This is a genomic window from Salinispora cortesiana (assembly GCF_000484695.1).
In the GTDB taxonomy this organism is placed as follows: domain Bacteria; phylum Actinomycetota; class Actinomycetes; order Mycobacteriales; family Micromonosporaceae; genus Micromonospora; species Micromonospora cortesiana.
In genome coordinates this window covers 1-13,986 of the sequence record NZ_AXVR01000080.1, presented here as the reverse complement: position 1 = coordinate 13,986, position 13,986 = coordinate 1, and the positions used below count along the sequence as shown (strand labels likewise).

The following is a 13,986-nucleotide window of genomic DNA, read 5'->3' as shown; positions in this document are numbered from 1 at the left end:
TTCACGTGGCAGTGGCTCGTGTGCGGGTTCGAGCCGGTGTAGGCGTGGGTGGCGAAGCCGTGGCGGCGGTGCCAGATCCGGCGCTGGTAGATGATGTACCGCACCCACCATAGGGCGCCGGAGCGGGCGAGGGTCACCCACAGTTGCACGACCTGTTCCATCGTGACCCCGTCCGGGTCGCGTAGGTCGGCGTCGAAGTCCCGGGCCCGTACCTCGTCGAGGTTGTCGCCGTCGCGGTACTCCGGCCGGCCGGTCCGGTCTGGGTTGTGGCTCGACGGGTAGCTCTGGTGGGCGGTGTCCCCGATCGAGCCGTCCGATCTGGTGTCCCGCTTGGGAAACCGCTCGTTGAGCTGGTCGCGGGCCTCATTCAGGTTCGGTACCACTGTCCATGCCATCGGTGCTCACCTCCATGATTGGCCAGTCGGTCTGGGCGGGATCGACCCACGGATCGGGCATTTGTAGCCCGATGTGCTGCTCCGGATTCTCGTCCGGTGCCGGGTGTGGGTTGGGCATGGGAACTCCTTGGGGTATGGGGGCGATCGTTTGTTACCGCCGTGCGTCCCATGAGGCGGCCTGAAGTTTCATATACTCTCCATTCGATATCCCGGTCTGCGAATGGACCGTTACAGTTATATTGCCGGTGTTTGCATATACGAATACCGTGATATCTGCGGAGGTTCCCTGCATCGCTGCGTATAGTGCGAGATCTTCAGTAGGACGAAACCGTTCGGGGATATTCCCGATTGTTGAGATGCTGTTTACAGCGGGGCCGGCGAAGCGGGGGCTCAACTGTAGGTAGACCGACCCGTTCCGCCGTAGAATTCGGTTTGGCGACGCTACCCAGTCGAAATAGAGCGCGACCTGTGACACTTCGTCGGGCGGCGTGATCGAATGCCACATTACCCCGTCGCTCACCATGAGTTGCTCTGTGTCTGTCTCCCAGATCCGCCGGCCGGGGGTGTGGGGTGGACGGACGGTGCTGGTGCACACGATCCCGCCGTCCGCGCCCAGCCACCACCCCCGGCGCTGGTGCAGCGTCAGCACCCCGTCCGCGATCCGCAGCTCGGCGAGGGCAAACTCCCACACGTCGGCCGGCCCGGTGCCGCCGGCCGGGTCGGGCGCCGGGTTGCCCGGCGTACCGGTGACCAGGGCCACGGCCAGCACATGCCCGCCCGTGCGGTCGAGCCGCACCACCAGCAGGTCGTACCGCTCCGGCCCATCCAGTGACGGACTGAGCGCGATCGCGCTCGATCCGGACGACCAGGGGTAGCCGCGGAACACGCCGGACAGGCCGGCGCGCACGATGGCCTGCCCACCCGACACGCTCACCGGCGGCGGGTCGGCGGGTGTGCCGATCAGCCCATCCGCCGCGGTGGCAGACGCCAGCCGTTCGTACTCGTACTCGGTGAGCTCGCCGTCGCTGAGCGGGGACTCTTCGGCCATCAGACAGCCTCCAGTTGGGAGATGCGGCGGGCGAGCCGACGCATCTCAATCAGCCAGTCCAGGTCGGATCCGGCGGGACGGTTGCCCACGGAGCAGGTGACCCGCTCACCGGCGCGGGCATCGGCGGTGAGTCGGGCGGCGGTAACCACGTCGGGCACCACCACCCCCGGCGCCAGCTCGACGCCGACCCGATCACCGAGCCCGAAATGTGTACCGAATGCCTGCCGGGGGGTGTCGACCGTTTCGGTTTGCAGCCCGACCGTCTCGGCGCCATCGGACAGTGCGTCGTCGCCGGCCTGGTCGAGCTCGGCGACCTGGTCGGCCTGGCGCCGATCAACGAACCGCTCGGCTCGCCGCCATCGGGCGGCAGCGGCGGTGTCGAGACGCTCCCGGATCAATCGGGCGGCACCCTCACCGGGCCCGCCGACAATCGCCGCGGTGCAGCTCGGCGATGTGGGCGAGTACCGGAAGCTGCGAAGGTTGCCCAGTCCGCGGGAGAACCGGACCTCATTAGTGCGGTCGGCTGGTGCGAACACCTCAAACCGCAGCACGTCAGCGGCCTGTGTGATGCGCCAGCCGAGCCCACCGGCGGCCAGTGACACCGTGCGCAGCGCGTCGCCAATGGCCTCGAACCGGGTCGAATACGTGATGGTGTCACCGACTCCGGCGAGCTGCCCGAGGATGAGCCCGGACACTCGCCGTTCGGCGAGCGCGGCCGGGCCGGCGTTGGTATCGACCAGGGCGCGCATGACCTGTTCACCGGTGCCGGTCATGGTCCACCGGTCGGCGGTCTGCCCATCCGCGGGCTGCGCCGGATCCGGGTAGGTAATCCGCTCCAACACGGCCGCCTCATCGGTGGTGAACGTGACGGTGAGCGTGCCGGGTCCGGGGCCGGCGCCGTCGGGGCTGGCCGACCACTCCCATTCGCCCGGCTCGCCCTCCAACGGGCCGGCGGCGAAGATCCGCGCCGGCTGGCCGGGAGACTGTCGGACGATCACGATCCGGTGCCCGGCGGCGAGCTGCGCGAGCACCGCCGGCCGGGCCGGTACGCGGAACGTTCCGGCACCGGCGGTCATGTGCCGCACAGTCACGTCGAGGCGGCTCCATCCGGGTATGGGACCGCCGACCGGGGCCAGGTGCCGATCAGTGACCAGGATCCGCACGGCCATCAGGCGCTCCGGTAGCGGGGTTTGAACCGCAGGACGACCGCCGTCCCGCTGCCGCCACCGACGACGACGAACGAGAGCGCGTTGGTGCCTGGCATGAGGGGCCACAACTCGGCACCCGGCCAGTCCAGATGGGATGTCCAGTCCTCACCGGCCGGGCCCGTGACGGCGAGGTTGAGCGGGTCCGTGGTGATGGTGGCGAACTCCCCCGGGGCGAGCGGCACCGGGAATGCGAGCACGAAGCGGGCACCGCCGAGCCGGGCGGATGTGGCGGTGAGCGTGTCCGCTGGGCCGTGCACGGTCCACACCGGGTATGCGGGCACAGTCCCCGGATTGGTTGCTGTCGTATCGCCAAGGGTGCGCCCAGACGACAGCGCCGGGTATCGACGGCCCCCGACCACACCGAGGAACCGGTGACCGGTCGCGGTTTCCCGGCGAATCTCGATGGCGTCCACGGCCGACCACCACGGATCCGGGCACCACAACGTGATGATCGTGGTGGCTGACACGTACCCCGTGCCGTACGTGGTGTCATCAACGTCGCCCTCAAGGTGGGCGGCGATCTCTCGCCGCCGCCCGTCGGGGCGGGCCACGACCAGGCGGCCAGGGCCGAGCGTGTCGGTCTGCCCGAACGCCTCGGCGAGCAGGTCGAGTGCGGCCACGTATGCGGCGTGGTCGGCGCCGGCAATGTGGATCGGCAGCGTGATCCGGCGTGCGGCCGTGTACTGGTGCAGAAGCTGCTCGCCGCCAGCGGCGAGGGGCTCCGCGGTGATCTCTGTTGCGGGTGCGCCGAACCCGCTCACGCCCTGGAGAAGATGCCATCCCAAGCCGCAGCGGGTGAGGGGCACCTGCGTACCGTCCGGGGCATGCCATGTGACCGTGGAGCACCCAACGGAGGAGATCATCACCAGCTCCTGTCATACCGCTCGCGGAGCGCGACCTTGTGCAGCTCGTGAGTCAAGTCGTCGGCGTTGAACTCGGCACGCTGCGGATAGACGTTGGTCTCGTAATGGACGGTCCGCGAGGAGGTAACCGCCGGTAGACGGGGCGCCGGTGCGGGGCCGGGTAGCGCGGCGACGGCGAGCTCGGTGGTCATCCCGCCGAGCAGGCCGCGGACCTGCGGCCACTCCGTCTGCATCCCGGACATGAGCCCCTGCATGATCAGACGGCCGGCCGGGGCCAGCAGAGTGCGGTCCCGCGTAGCCGGACCTTTCCAATCGGGCAGCATCCCGGTGAGGTCGCCGAGCGTGCGGCGGACCTTGTCGAATCCGGACCGGATGCCGGACAGCAACCCGTCAATGATTTTGCGGCCGGCGTCGACCAGCCATGATCCCGCCGTCGAGAACGCGTCACGGATCTTCCCAGGCAGGCCAGTAACCCAGCCAACTGCGCTGCTGGAGAACCGCTTCACGGCCGCCCATCCCGCCTTCACCGGGTCACCGATTTTGCCCCACACCGCCCGCCACAGGTCCTGGAACCAGGTTGTCTTGGTGGCGATCAACACCACGGCAGCGACCAGGGCACCGATCGCGACAACCACCAGCCCAATAGGGTTGGCCGTTAACGCCGCGTTGAGTAGCCACTGAGCGCCTGCCCAGACTTTCGATCCGAACGCCGCAACTTTTTGTGCGGCAGCGGCGGCTAGGGTTCCAACCTTCGTTGCCTTCAGCCAGGTCACGCCCGCCTTTAACGAAGGCAGCAAGAAGTTGTATAGACCAGACGCCAAGTCGCCGATGGCGAAACCCATCAAAAGCAGCGCCTCAAAACCGATGCCGTCCTGGGCGACTTTCACGCCCTCCATACCGTCCTGAACACCCGTCAACGTATCGCGAAAGCCCATCGCGCGGGTGTCTACACTATCCGCTGCTTCCCCCACACGATCGAAACCGTCCGCCGACTCCCGAACATCGCGATCCATACTCCGAGCGGCGGACCCGACGCGATCGAACGCGCTTTCGAGCTGGGTCGAGTCCCCGGCGAAAGTCAAGGTGACATTGTTGCCGGCCATTAGTCGACCTCCACCCCAGCCCGCCGCGCTGTGTCCAGTAGCGCCCGCTCAGTAACGCGGCGAACCTCGTCACGATTGCTGCTGTACCCGGCCCATATGTAGCGACCCTCCTTTTTGAAGGGCCGCTTAACTGGACGCCCTTTGATTCGGCCTTCTCCACCAAAGTCAAGCCACGGCCAATACGGCACCCGCTTGCCGCCGGCGCGTACCCGTACCGCCTTGCCGGTTGAGGCGGTACGCAGTGACCGAGCTGCCCGCCCGGACCGGCGCGGCACCCGAGGACGCGCCCAGTCCACGACCACGGTGGCAGCGTCGTTCATGGCCACCCGCAGCGTTTTCGGTAGATCGGCGTCCAGGCGGCGCAGGTTGCGCGTGAACGCTGCGAGTCCGTCGATTTTGATCGGGTCGATCATTACCTGCTCCCTTCCGCTTTCAGCCGTTCCAGCTCTTCCCGCTGCGCTTTACGGGCGTAGTAGACGCCCCACTGCACAAACTCGTAGTTGCTCATTCCCGCGCGCAACTCCGCAACCGTACGGCCCAACTTTTGTGCGAGGAAGAACTCAAACTCAGTTTCCCGACTCGCCTCGAAAGGTCTGCATCGCCTCCTTTGGCGATGCCTCACTCAGCCCGGCCATCTCCGACACCTTCTCCATGACCGGTCCCATCTCCCCGGCTGGAGCTGCCTTTTGCCAGCGGCCCACCTCAGCCTCGGTCAACGGCGGGTCCACCATCGCCGCCGCGAGAAGCTTCCTTTCCAGGGTTAACGCGCGGGGACCGTCCATATGTTCGGTGTCGGTGGCCTGACGCAGCACCAGTACCTCCGCGCGGCTCAACGTCCGTACCCGCACAGTCCCCACGCCGGGAATCGATACGTCCGCCTCGTCAAGGCGCCGCGTCAACAGCCGTTCTTTATCCACGATTCCCCCTTACGCCTGGGTCGAGTGGGTGACGTCGCCCGAATGTTGAAGCTTGACGGTCCACATCACGTATTCAGCGACCGGATGCGTCTCTTTGTATTCGCCGACGATGACCTGGACGGTTCGCTCCGGCAGGCCCGGACCAGAGCCTTCGGGCCGGAACACCAGTTCAGCGGTGGTGCCGATCAGCGGTTCAATCACCGCCCGGGGGCCCGTCGAGGCGGTGTTGTCGTACCGACCGGACAGGTCACTGGACCCGTCACCCAATCCGCCGGCATACACCTCGTTGTCGCTGCCGTAGGTGGTCAACTTGCGGACATCGGTTGTCCGCGTCCAGTCCGAATCGTTTACGTACGTCGACAGGTCATTACCCGCTAGCGATACGTAGGTGTGTTTGCTGTGTACGCGCGCCATATCCCGTTCCTTTCACTGTCCGCCTGGGCCTGCAATCCGCAGTTCGACCAGCGCGACCATGTGTGTGTTACTGCCGATGGTGGTGGTGTCGAACTCCACGGCTGTGACGTGGATGGAGTCGAACGCGGTGTAGCTGCCTTCGTCTGCTTCGAGGCCGGCTTTGACTGAGGTGTCGCCGGTGCCGGCGAGCCAGGTGGATAGCTGGTCGCGGGTGGATTCGTCGTGGACGCGGCCGGCGACCAGGGCGACGGTGAGGGTCAGCTCGTCGCTGCCGCGGCCGTAGGTGGCGTCGTAGGTGTAGGTGTCGGGGTAGGAGACCACCGCGGCCGGCGCCGATACGGTGCCCGGCGGGTGCGGGTAGACCGACCATGCGCCGTCGATGGTGGCGAGTCGGGCGGCGATGTCGCGCATCACGTCGGTGAGGTTCACCGGTGGGCTCCTATGCGAATGCGGGCAGGACGAACGGGGAGAGCAGGGCGTGGACGTCGGGGTCGATGCGGGTCACCCGCAGTGCGCCCCAGTCGGCGGATCCGGCGATGCCCTCGGGGCTGGATCTGCGTTGGTGCAGCCGCGCGGCTTGCAGGAGCGCGGCTTGGGTGACTTCGTCGGGTACCGCTGGCCATCCCCACACGGCGGTGATCCGGGTGTGGGTGCCTGACCAGGTGCCCCGTAGGACGGTTATGGGCCAGCCCGGTTTGGGTTCATCGGCGTACCAGCTGGTGTAGCTGGACCACGTTGAGGGGGCTCTGCCGAGCTCGACTGTCAGCCCGGTGGTGGTGGCGATGTCGTCGACGAGCAGTTGCGACTGCCCGGGGTGGGCATCGCCGATGACGCGGTGCTGTAGCGGCACGACAGCAATCCGCGTCGTGCCGGCGTCGGTATGGAAGCGTCGGCCGCAGTGCCGGTCGATCCACCGCGAGGCGGTGTGGATTGCCTGGTTGAGTAGGCCATCGGCTGAGGTGGTGGTGACACCGAGGTGGGCCTTCAGCGTGGCGAGGTCGACGTAGTTCATCGTCGGGTGGAGCGCTTCCTGCTCGATTCGCCGCCGGCGGTGTTCTCCAGTTCGCCCACCTCGGCGACCGTGGCGCGTAGCCTTTTCGCGGCGATTCGGGCCTGGGCGGCGAGCACGTCCTGGCCGTCGTCGGCGTGGCCGGCGGCCTTAGCGTCGAGCTTGTCGGCCTCGACGCCGATCGCTGCGACCACGCGCGCAAGTTCTGCGCCGACGGCCGCGGCCCGCTCGGCGCGGCCCTCCCGGGCGTACCGGGACCGCTCGTCCCGGTACGCCTGCATTTCTGCGATGAGATCGTGAGACATGATCCGCCGATCAGTAGCCGGCGGTCGGGATCATGCCGGTGCCCGAGACGATCGAAATCGCCTTCGGGAGCCGGTTGCCCATGAATGCCGCGTACCGGTACACCTGGAAGCGGACCTGCAGCGTCCCCGACAGCACCTCGGTTAGGACACGGGTCTGGATCGCGCCCTCCCATAGGTACAGGTCGGAGGTGCGTAGCGTGATGATCCGCGTTTCGTCGGTGCCGGCGCCGAGGTTCTCCGGGATGTTGCCGTCAAGGATCACCGGTGTGCCGACGGTCAGCTTGCCGACCGGGCCCTCAGCGATTTCGCCGGTCTGCAAGGCCATGGGGTTGAACGGCGCTTCCTGCGACGGCTGGATCAGCGGCCGGCCCGTGGTATCGAGACCGGCAGTCGCCCAGTACCAGATCTTCGGCAATGCAAACGTGGCGGTGGCGGGCCGCTTCCGGTTGGTGAAGATCTGGGAGACCGACTGGACCCACGGCACGTACATCTGCGGCAGCGTCGGCGACGCGTCCGTGTAGGTGATCGCGTTCGGCGAGCTGACGTTCAGGATGCCGGTCGGCTGCCCGGACGACCCGGAGCCGTTGATCACGTACACGTCCTGTCGAACCGCGAGGTCGGCGAGCAGGTCGGCAAAGATGATCTCGTCGAAGCCCGGCGCCGGGGACTGATCGAGTAGCTGCATGGACGCGTCCTGCTGGCCGGCGACCGTGTACACCGATGCGGATACGCTGGTATCGGTCATGTCGGTGCTGGTCACCGGGGCACCATCGGCGGTCTGCGCGGCGGTTGACGTGCCGGTGGCGACCTTCGGCAGGTTAACGGAGTCGGTGCCGCCCGGAAGTGCCATGTTGCGTACGGCGTTGGCGATCGGCCGGCCGAACCGCGGAAGGTCGATGTACTGGTCGATCAGCCACAGCGGCGGCACGAAGTAGCCGCCCTGGCCGTCTGTCCGGTTCGGGTTGACCCGCTTTTCGAACACACGGCTGCGCTGCTCCTCGTGCCAGCGCTCGGCCGTGCCCATCCCGTCCATCTCCCGCTGGGCGCGCTCCTCGCGGCGCCGCTCCCGGGCGGGCAGTTCGACCCGTAGTTCGGCGGCGTGCCGCTGCAGGCGTGCCGCAGCGTCGGAGTCGGCGCGCAGTTGTGCCTTGGCCAGGTCGTGGAAGTAGGAGTTTCCGGAGCCGTTGCCGTACACCTGTGGCTCGCTGGTGACCACGGCGCCGCCGGTGCGGCGTTCGCCCACCTGGCCGGACTCGGCGCGGGCGCCCGCCGCGACCTGCTCGCGGTGTTCGGTTTCCTCCGCCTCGCGGATCTGGCTATTCAGGCTGTCCTCGTCACCGTTGAGCTTGCGCAGTTCCTCGGTTCCTGCGGCGAGGCGAGCCCGCTCGTCGTCGGTCAGGTCGCGGCTTGCCGATCGGGCGCCGCTGATGACGCCGTCGAGCTCGGCACGCAGCGCGGCCCGCCGCTCACGCAGCTTGTCCAGCTGCGCGCGAAGGTACTCCAACATGGAGGCCCCTTTCGGTTCGGTTTGTTGAATGGGTCGCGCCCGCGTCGCGCGAGTGGTGCCGCCGAGTGGTGGCCTAATGTGGCTCCGGCTCGGGGTCCGGCTTGTCGTGCGGGCAGGTCAGCCGAGAAGTGCGATCTCGGCCACGTACAGCTCCAGCGCACGGCTGGGCTGAGACTGGGGTGCAAGCCGGCGGCCAAGCCGCTCATACAGCTCGCGGGCGGCGGCCTCGTCCATCTGGTCGAGGTCCTGGGCGCGCACCGCCGCGGTCGTGGCTGGGTTCGCGCCGAAGTTGACCACGGACACATCGCCGCGGTGGATGTCCACCTCGACGATGTCGCGCTGGTCGTAGTCCGGGGACCACTGGCTTTTCCCGGCCGGCACGCGGAACGCGAACGACATCTCGTCGACGTTGCCGTCGGCGAGCGCCGAGACCATGTCGCGCACGTCGGACCGGGTGGTGTTGAGGTCAGCGGCGATGTGCAGGCCGGTAGAGTCCTCCGACAGGCGCAGCGTCCCGGCTCGGGTGTAGGCCATGGACAGGCCGCCGTGGTTGAGTAGCAGCTGAACCTGAGGATTCTCCGTCAGGGTCTTAGCGAACGCGCCGCTGCGGACTACCTCGGTGTAGCTACCGAGGAAGTCGTACATCTCGTACGGAGCCTCGGTGACCGACGCGTAGCCCTCGATTCTGGCCTGCTCGGATCCAGCCGCCCGGACCTCCAGTCGTACCGGGTACGCGCGGTGCTCGGTGCCGCCGTGGGTAGCCCGTTCAGCCTTACTTCGCACTGGGGTCTCCCATCGGTTCGTTCGGGTCGGGATCGGCTGGCTGTTGAGCGGGTATCGAGACGGCCGGTTGGTCGCCCCATGGCACGGGCGTCCAGTCCTCGTCGTCGCGAACCTCGTTGATCGCCCGCGCTCCGGTGGCGAGCTGAATCTGGTAGACGCGCCACCGGTCAAGCACGGTCGGCTCCAGCAGGGCGGAGCGGTTGAGACGAGCAGATTGACCACGCGGCAGCATCGAGCTGAGCACACGTTCAACCCGGCGCATCCACTTGTTCAGCGCGTACACCAACAGGTGCTGCGAGCGGCCCTCAACGGTGGAGTAGGTCAATGATCCGCCGGATTCGTAGCCGAGGATTTCGGCCATTCCCGGGCCGAAGATCCGCGCGACCTGGGCCTGTGAGAACTTGTTGGTCTCCAGGAACTGGGACTCCTCGGGGTTGATCTGGATCGGCGTGTATTGCCAGTCCCCATCGATGACCACGGGTTCACGGCCGCGGATCGCCGCCATGAACCGCTGTTTCGCGGTCGTCGCGCCATCGGGGCCAAGGTTGCGGGACTTCGACTGCATCACCGCCGACGGGTGGGCGCCCTCGGCAAACCAGTCGAGGCCGAAGCGGGTAGCGCTGAGCGTCAGACCGAGCGTGGCGGCCTGCTGCTGCACCGGCGACAGGCCCATCAGCCGGCCCGGCACGGTGTGCACCCGGCGATGCCACATCTGCCCGGGCGGGATGTCGCCGCCGGCTACACGCCACACCGGACGGCCGCCCTCGTCGTACCAGCCGGCCACCGAGTCCGGGTGCAGCAGTTGGATCTGCGTCGGCCAGGCGCTGTCGGAGTCCCGCGACCAGCCGAGTACCCGCCCGTTGATGTTGCCGCGCAGCACCCACGACATGAGCAGCTGCGAGATCCAGTCCTCAACGCCGTACCCCTCGCCACCCGGGTCCTGCAGGTACGACGGCACCGCAAGGACCTTCCTGCTGGCCCCGGACCCGCGGAGCACGTCGATCGGCAGCTCGGACACGAGTGAACAGATCAGGTCGACGGCCGACCACATGGCCACTGTCTGCAAGCTCACCTCAGATGAGGCGGTCAGCGCGGCCAGCGAGTTACGGGCGCCGGCGGCCGGCGACACAGGCGCGGTGGACGCCCAGGACGTGATCGAGAAGCCGTTGAGGCGGCGCTCGGTCTGACGGAACCAGATCCCCATCAGACCCGCCGATCCAGGGCCCACACCACAGCCCCAGCGAAGATCACACCAAGCGGCCGATAGACCATCCACAGCCCACCGGCCACCAGCAGCGGCCCGGCCACGCCGGGCAGACTCCGGCCGACCAGCCGGACGGCCGTGCCAGCTGCGGCGGCGACCCATCCCACGGCGGCGTCCCAACGAGGACGCAGCGCAGCCGTCAGCACCGTCACCGGTTCCCCCTTCACCAGACCCCCACCGGGTCCTGCTTCTCGCTGGTGACCACATCGGCGCGGGCGTAGTACGCCCATCGGGCCTCGGTGACCGCGACCAGGCCGGTGATGTCGACCGCCCGGTCCTGCCGCGCCCACGCAACCGCATCGCCGGTGCGCCGGGTCTTCGCCGTCGCCACCGCAGCGTCGAGCTGGGCGGCCGGCACATGCCGCAGGTCGGCCTGCCGGGTCGCGTCGAGCATCTGCCCACACGCGGCGGCCATGTCGGCGCCACCAAGCACCACCAGATCGCCGCGGCGAGGCTCCTTGTCCTCGTCACGGTCCTCAGGCCGTTCGATACCCCGGGCCCGCAGGTCCTCCCTCACAGAGGCATGGGTCCCTCGGGCCATTCCGACCGCGACCGGGTCAAGCACCGACCGGAACTCGGCGATCTTGTCGACGAGCCCGGCAACCGGACCGTAGTAGACCAGCTGCAGATGCCCGAGGCCGTCAACGCGATGCCCGTACAGCCCGATCGCCGCCCAGTCCCGCTCCGGGGCGATGTCGACCGCGATGGCCACGTCACCGTCACGCCGCGACTCCGGGTCGGCCAGCTGCTGCCAGGTCGCCTGCTCGATCGCCGCGCCGGTCTCCAGCTCTGAATACACGCCCAGGCGTTCGCGCAGAAACTGCTCGACACCGGTAGCACGGACCTCGCGCAGAATCGACGCCTCGAAGATCCTGGTCTTGAACGCGCGGTTGGCCTCGGCGACGGACTCGAACAGGCTGCGGCGCAGGGCCCGGCCCTCGCCGGTGTCCTCGGCCTCGTCCGACATCGTTTTGTTGGCCTCGACCAGCTTGGACAGGTCGTCGTAGCGGCCGGACGCCGACCACTCGTAGTAGACCAGGCCGCGGGCGCCGCGCCGGCCGCGCTTACACGTCTCGCGCAGCACCTCGGAGCCAGCGAGCGGCGCGCTACTCATGTACCACACCTGTGGGTCCGCGGCGGCGCTCGTGGCGTACATGATCGCCGCCACCTGCTCGGCCGTCAACGCGAACGCCTCGTCGAGGAACAGCGGACTCACGCCAGCAAACCCCCGACCCGAACCGCCGGACCGGGCCAGGAACGCCAGGGTCTGCCCAGTCTTGAGAATGATCTCCGTCGAATGGGTCGACGACCGGATCGTGCGCACCCGCTTACGCAGGTGATCGAAGTTGTCGAAATAACCACGCATCCGCATGAAACCCTGATGCGCGGTCTTGAACTCGTGCGCCGTCCAGACAATCAGCGGCTCCTTGACCAGCAGCATCCCAGCCAGGGCCCGCACCTCAAGATCAACGCCTTTGCCGTTCTGTCGCGGCTCGATATCGACAATCTCGCTGGCGAGCCACCTACCGTCGGCACCCTGAGCGAGCCCGTCGTGGATGACCGCGGCCTGGCCCTCATCGAGCCGGACACCGACGGTGGCCGCCAGGTCGACGGCCTCCGGCCCCCAGCTACCGGCCTCCCCCTGCGGCACGGTCCGAAACCGGGGGGTCTGCGATCCGATCAACACGGCGCCGGCTGAGTACATCGATCGGGTCAGCCTCCTCCGGCACCGCGTCGGCCATCGTGCGCAGATCAGCCAGGGCGGCCCGGATCTCCTTCGACACCGAGGCCGCGTCCCGGGCGCCGCATCCCTCGTCCAGGACGCCGGCCAGCCGGCGGGCGACCGCGGCCATGGCGCTGTCCCGCACCGCCGGCGGCATCTCGCCTAGGTCCGCCTCAAGGGCATCACGAACACTCATCGTCACCCCTCACCCTGAGTCGCCAGTCACTGTGAGTTACAGGCGGCTTGGGCTTATTTACGCCCGCACACAAATGAGGAACAGGGCGGCGGGTGTTCCGCTTGCCCCTGCTCAAAAAATCTTGGCTTGCAAACCTATGACCTGCTCAAATGCAGCTCGGGTCAATGCTAAGTGGTTGTCTCTCAACCACTGGCCTTCTTCGGTTGCGCTCCTGGTTGCAGCATCGCGCACGCCCTGTAGTGGGACTCACGCAGACTGGACACGGGCTGTTACTGCCGTGCGATGGGCGAAGATTGGCCACATCATACGGTGACCCTCCGTCGCTTAGCCTGGTTATGTGGTCTACCTCGTGGGCCTCTGGGTGTCCGCACCAGTGACAGTCGGTGCCCCATGCCCGGAAGGTTGCTATGCGCGCACGCTGCCATGGCCGGCGTGATTGACGTGGGTCCACCATGAGCTACCTCCGTGGTACCGGGCACGCGCCGCAGAAGCAGAAGGTCATCGCACGTAGCTGAGACCGTCAAAGCTGAGGGAGAACGCGCCGGACTGGGTGCGGCGTACCACGATGTCACCGGTAGTCATGATCTCGCAGGGGGCGGCGATACCGCCGGTGGTGGGCACCGACAGCAGCTGACTGTGGGTGGGTGCGTGGCCGGTGGGCAGGGCCGCCACGACATGTCCCGAGCTGGTGCCGGTGGTGACGGCGCTCCTGCCCCGTAGCCAGGTCCGGTCGTCGCTTTCCTGGCGCACGGCCAGGGGCGCGACGCCGGTACTGGTGTCCTCGGCGTACCGGCCGGTCGTGTCGGGGTCGACGGCGGTGATGGCCTGCCACGCGTACAGGCTGGTTTGGATCCGCCCGTCCTGGTCGATACCGCCGGTGGTGACACGCCGGGCTTTGGGCACACTCCGCCTATGCGGTGAATGTGTGATGACCATGATGGCGTGGTCAGGCGGCTTGCGTCAACTCGCCTTGCTGGCCGCGTGTTGGCCCGCCGCGACCCTCGACGGTGAGGCGGGTGTCCCGCTCGATAGTCGACAGTTCCTGGTGGTCGTACCAGGTGGTGCCGCGTGCTCGTCCGGGCACGTGCCAGGTGGTGACCCGCCCGTGTAGCGGGTCGTTGGGGTCGCGGGAGCGGCGGGCCCAGTCACGCACGCGGGCGGCGGTGATGTCGGGGCCGAGGGCGTGGGCGATCTGCGCGGCGGTGCCGTAGCGGTCACGGGTGAGTGGGGTGTCGCCGGGGCAGCGGCCGG

At 67.9% G+C, this 13,986-nt stretch carries 20 protein-coding genes and 1 pseudogene; all 21 read right to left on the bottom strand.

The genetic code is table 11. From position 1 onward, the window contains the following. A pseudogene (locus tag K228_RS0122365) lies at window positions 1-395 on the bottom strand (peptidoglycan-binding protein); the annotation flags it as partial. Beyond that, the gene (locus K228_RS28980) at window positions 364-513 is read right to left on the bottom strand and encodes a hypothetical protein (RefSeq protein ID WP_188116240.1); all 150 of its coding nucleotides are present in this window, start codon (window positions 511-513) and stop codon (window positions 364-366) included. The gene K228_RS28980 and the pseudogene K228_RS0122365, both read right to left, overlap by 32 nt. 33 nt (window positions 514-546) lie before the next feature. Continuing rightward, window positions 547-1,443 (bottom strand): hypothetical protein, encoded by an 897-nt coding sequence (locus K228_RS26510; RefSeq protein ID WP_025620418.1) that lies wholly within the window; start codon window positions 1,441-1,443, stop codon window positions 547-549. Next, a complete protein-coding gene (locus K228_RS0122350) occupies window positions 1,443-2,612 on the bottom strand; it encodes a siphovirus ReqiPepy6 Gp37-like family protein (protein WP_025620417.1) in 1,170 nt (389 codons plus the stop codon). Before K228_RS0122350 ends, K228_RS26510 begins: the two co-directional genes overlap by 1 nt. Beyond that, window positions 2,612-3,412 carry a phage tail family protein gene (locus K228_RS0122345; RefSeq protein WP_025620416.1) on the bottom strand — a complete coding sequence of 267 codons (801 nt, stop codon included), beginning with the start codon at window positions 3,410-3,412 and terminating at the stop codon, window positions 2,612-2,614. Before K228_RS0122345 ends, K228_RS0122350 begins: the two co-directional genes overlap by 1 nt. A gap of 101 nt (window positions 3,413-3,513) precedes the next feature. Further along, on the bottom strand, window positions 3,514-4,617 hold the full coding sequence (locus K228_RS0122340; RefSeq protein WP_025620415.1) for a hypothetical protein: 1,104 nt from the start codon (window positions 4,615-4,617) through the stop codon (window positions 3,514-3,516). Continuing rightward, complete coding sequence (locus K228_RS0122335; protein WP_025620414.1) at window positions 4,617-5,030, bottom strand: HK97 gp10 family phage protein; 414 nt, start codon at window positions 5,028-5,030, stop codon at window positions 4,617-4,619. Before K228_RS0122335 ends, K228_RS0122340 begins: the two co-directional genes overlap by 1 nt. A gap of 153 nt (window positions 5,031-5,183) precedes the next feature. Next, window positions 5,184-5,534: a hypothetical protein gene (locus K228_RS0122325; RefSeq protein ID WP_155251613.1), complete on the bottom strand. Its 351-nt coding sequence runs from the start codon at window positions 5,532-5,534 to the stop codon at window positions 5,184-5,186. 9 nt (window positions 5,535-5,543) lie between these two features. Further along, entirely contained in the window at window positions 5,544-5,948 is a 405-nt protein-coding gene (locus K228_RS0122320) for a hypothetical protein (protein ID WP_025620412.1), read from the bottom strand. Window positions 5,949-5,960: 12 nt separating this feature from the next. Next, entirely contained in the window at window positions 5,961-6,377 is a 417-nt protein-coding gene (locus K228_RS0122315) for a hypothetical protein (protein ID WP_025620411.1), read from the bottom strand. Window positions 6,378-6,387: 10 nt separating this feature from the next. Further along, window positions 6,388-6,960, bottom strand: coding sequence for a head-tail connector protein (locus K228_RS0122310; protein WP_025620410.1), 573 nt, complete (start codon window positions 6,958-6,960; stop codon window positions 6,388-6,390). Continuing rightward, the gene (locus K228_RS0122305; RefSeq protein ID WP_080671667.1) at window positions 6,957-7,262 is read right to left on the bottom strand and encodes a hypothetical protein; all 306 of its coding nucleotides are present in this window, start codon (window positions 7,260-7,262) and stop codon (window positions 6,957-6,959) included. Before K228_RS0122305 ends, K228_RS0122310 begins: the two co-directional genes overlap by 4 nt. Before the next feature lie 10 nt (window positions 7,263-7,272). Next, window positions 7,273-8,769, bottom strand: a complete 1,497-nt coding sequence (locus tag K228_RS0122300) for a phage major capsid protein (RefSeq protein WP_025620408.1) — start codon at window positions 8,767-8,769, stop codon at window positions 7,273-7,275. Window positions 8,770-8,886: 117 nt separating this feature from the next. After that, complete coding sequence (locus K228_RS26505; RefSeq protein WP_025620407.1) at window positions 8,887-9,552, bottom strand: HK97 family phage prohead protease; 666 nt, start codon at window positions 9,550-9,552, stop codon at window positions 8,887-8,889. After that, on the bottom strand, window positions 9,542-10,756 hold the full coding sequence (locus tag K228_RS0122290; protein ID WP_025620406.1) for a phage portal protein: 1,215 nt from the start codon (window positions 10,754-10,756) through the stop codon (window positions 9,542-9,544). The genes K228_RS26505 and K228_RS0122290 overlap by 11 nt, the downstream gene beginning before the upstream one ends. Next, on the bottom strand, window positions 10,756-10,968 hold the full coding sequence (locus K228_RS26000) for a hypothetical protein (RefSeq protein WP_155251612.1): 213 nt from the start codon (window positions 10,966-10,968) through the stop codon (window positions 10,756-10,758). Before K228_RS26000 ends, K228_RS0122290 begins: the two co-directional genes overlap by 1 nt. Before the next feature lie 11 nt (window positions 10,969-10,979). Continuing rightward, the gene (locus tag K228_RS0122280; RefSeq protein ID WP_025620404.1) at window positions 10,980-12,467 is read right to left on the bottom strand and encodes a hypothetical protein; all 1,488 of its coding nucleotides are present in this window, start codon (window positions 12,465-12,467) and stop codon (window positions 10,980-10,982) included. Continuing rightward, window positions 12,445-12,735 carry a hypothetical protein gene (locus tag K228_RS0122275; protein WP_080671670.1) on the bottom strand — a complete coding sequence of 97 codons (291 nt, stop codon included), beginning with the start codon at window positions 12,733-12,735 and terminating at the stop codon, window positions 12,445-12,447. Before K228_RS0122275 ends, K228_RS0122280 begins: the two co-directional genes overlap by 23 nt. A 145-nt stretch (window positions 12,736-12,880) precedes the next feature. Then, window positions 12,881-13,189, bottom strand: a complete 309-nt coding sequence (locus tag K228_RS30255; RefSeq protein ID WP_080671666.1) for an HNH endonuclease — start codon at window positions 13,187-13,189, stop codon at window positions 12,881-12,883. A 44-nt stretch (window positions 13,190-13,233) separates the two neighbouring features. Next, window positions 13,234-13,638 (bottom strand): hypothetical protein, encoded by a 405-nt coding sequence (locus K228_RS0122270; RefSeq protein ID WP_025620402.1) that lies wholly within the window; start codon window positions 13,636-13,638, stop codon window positions 13,234-13,236. Between the two features lie 43 nt (window positions 13,639-13,681). Next, on the bottom strand, window positions 13,682-13,986 hold a 305-nt coding region (locus K228_RS28975), incomplete at its 5' end, for a hypothetical protein (protein WP_025620401.1).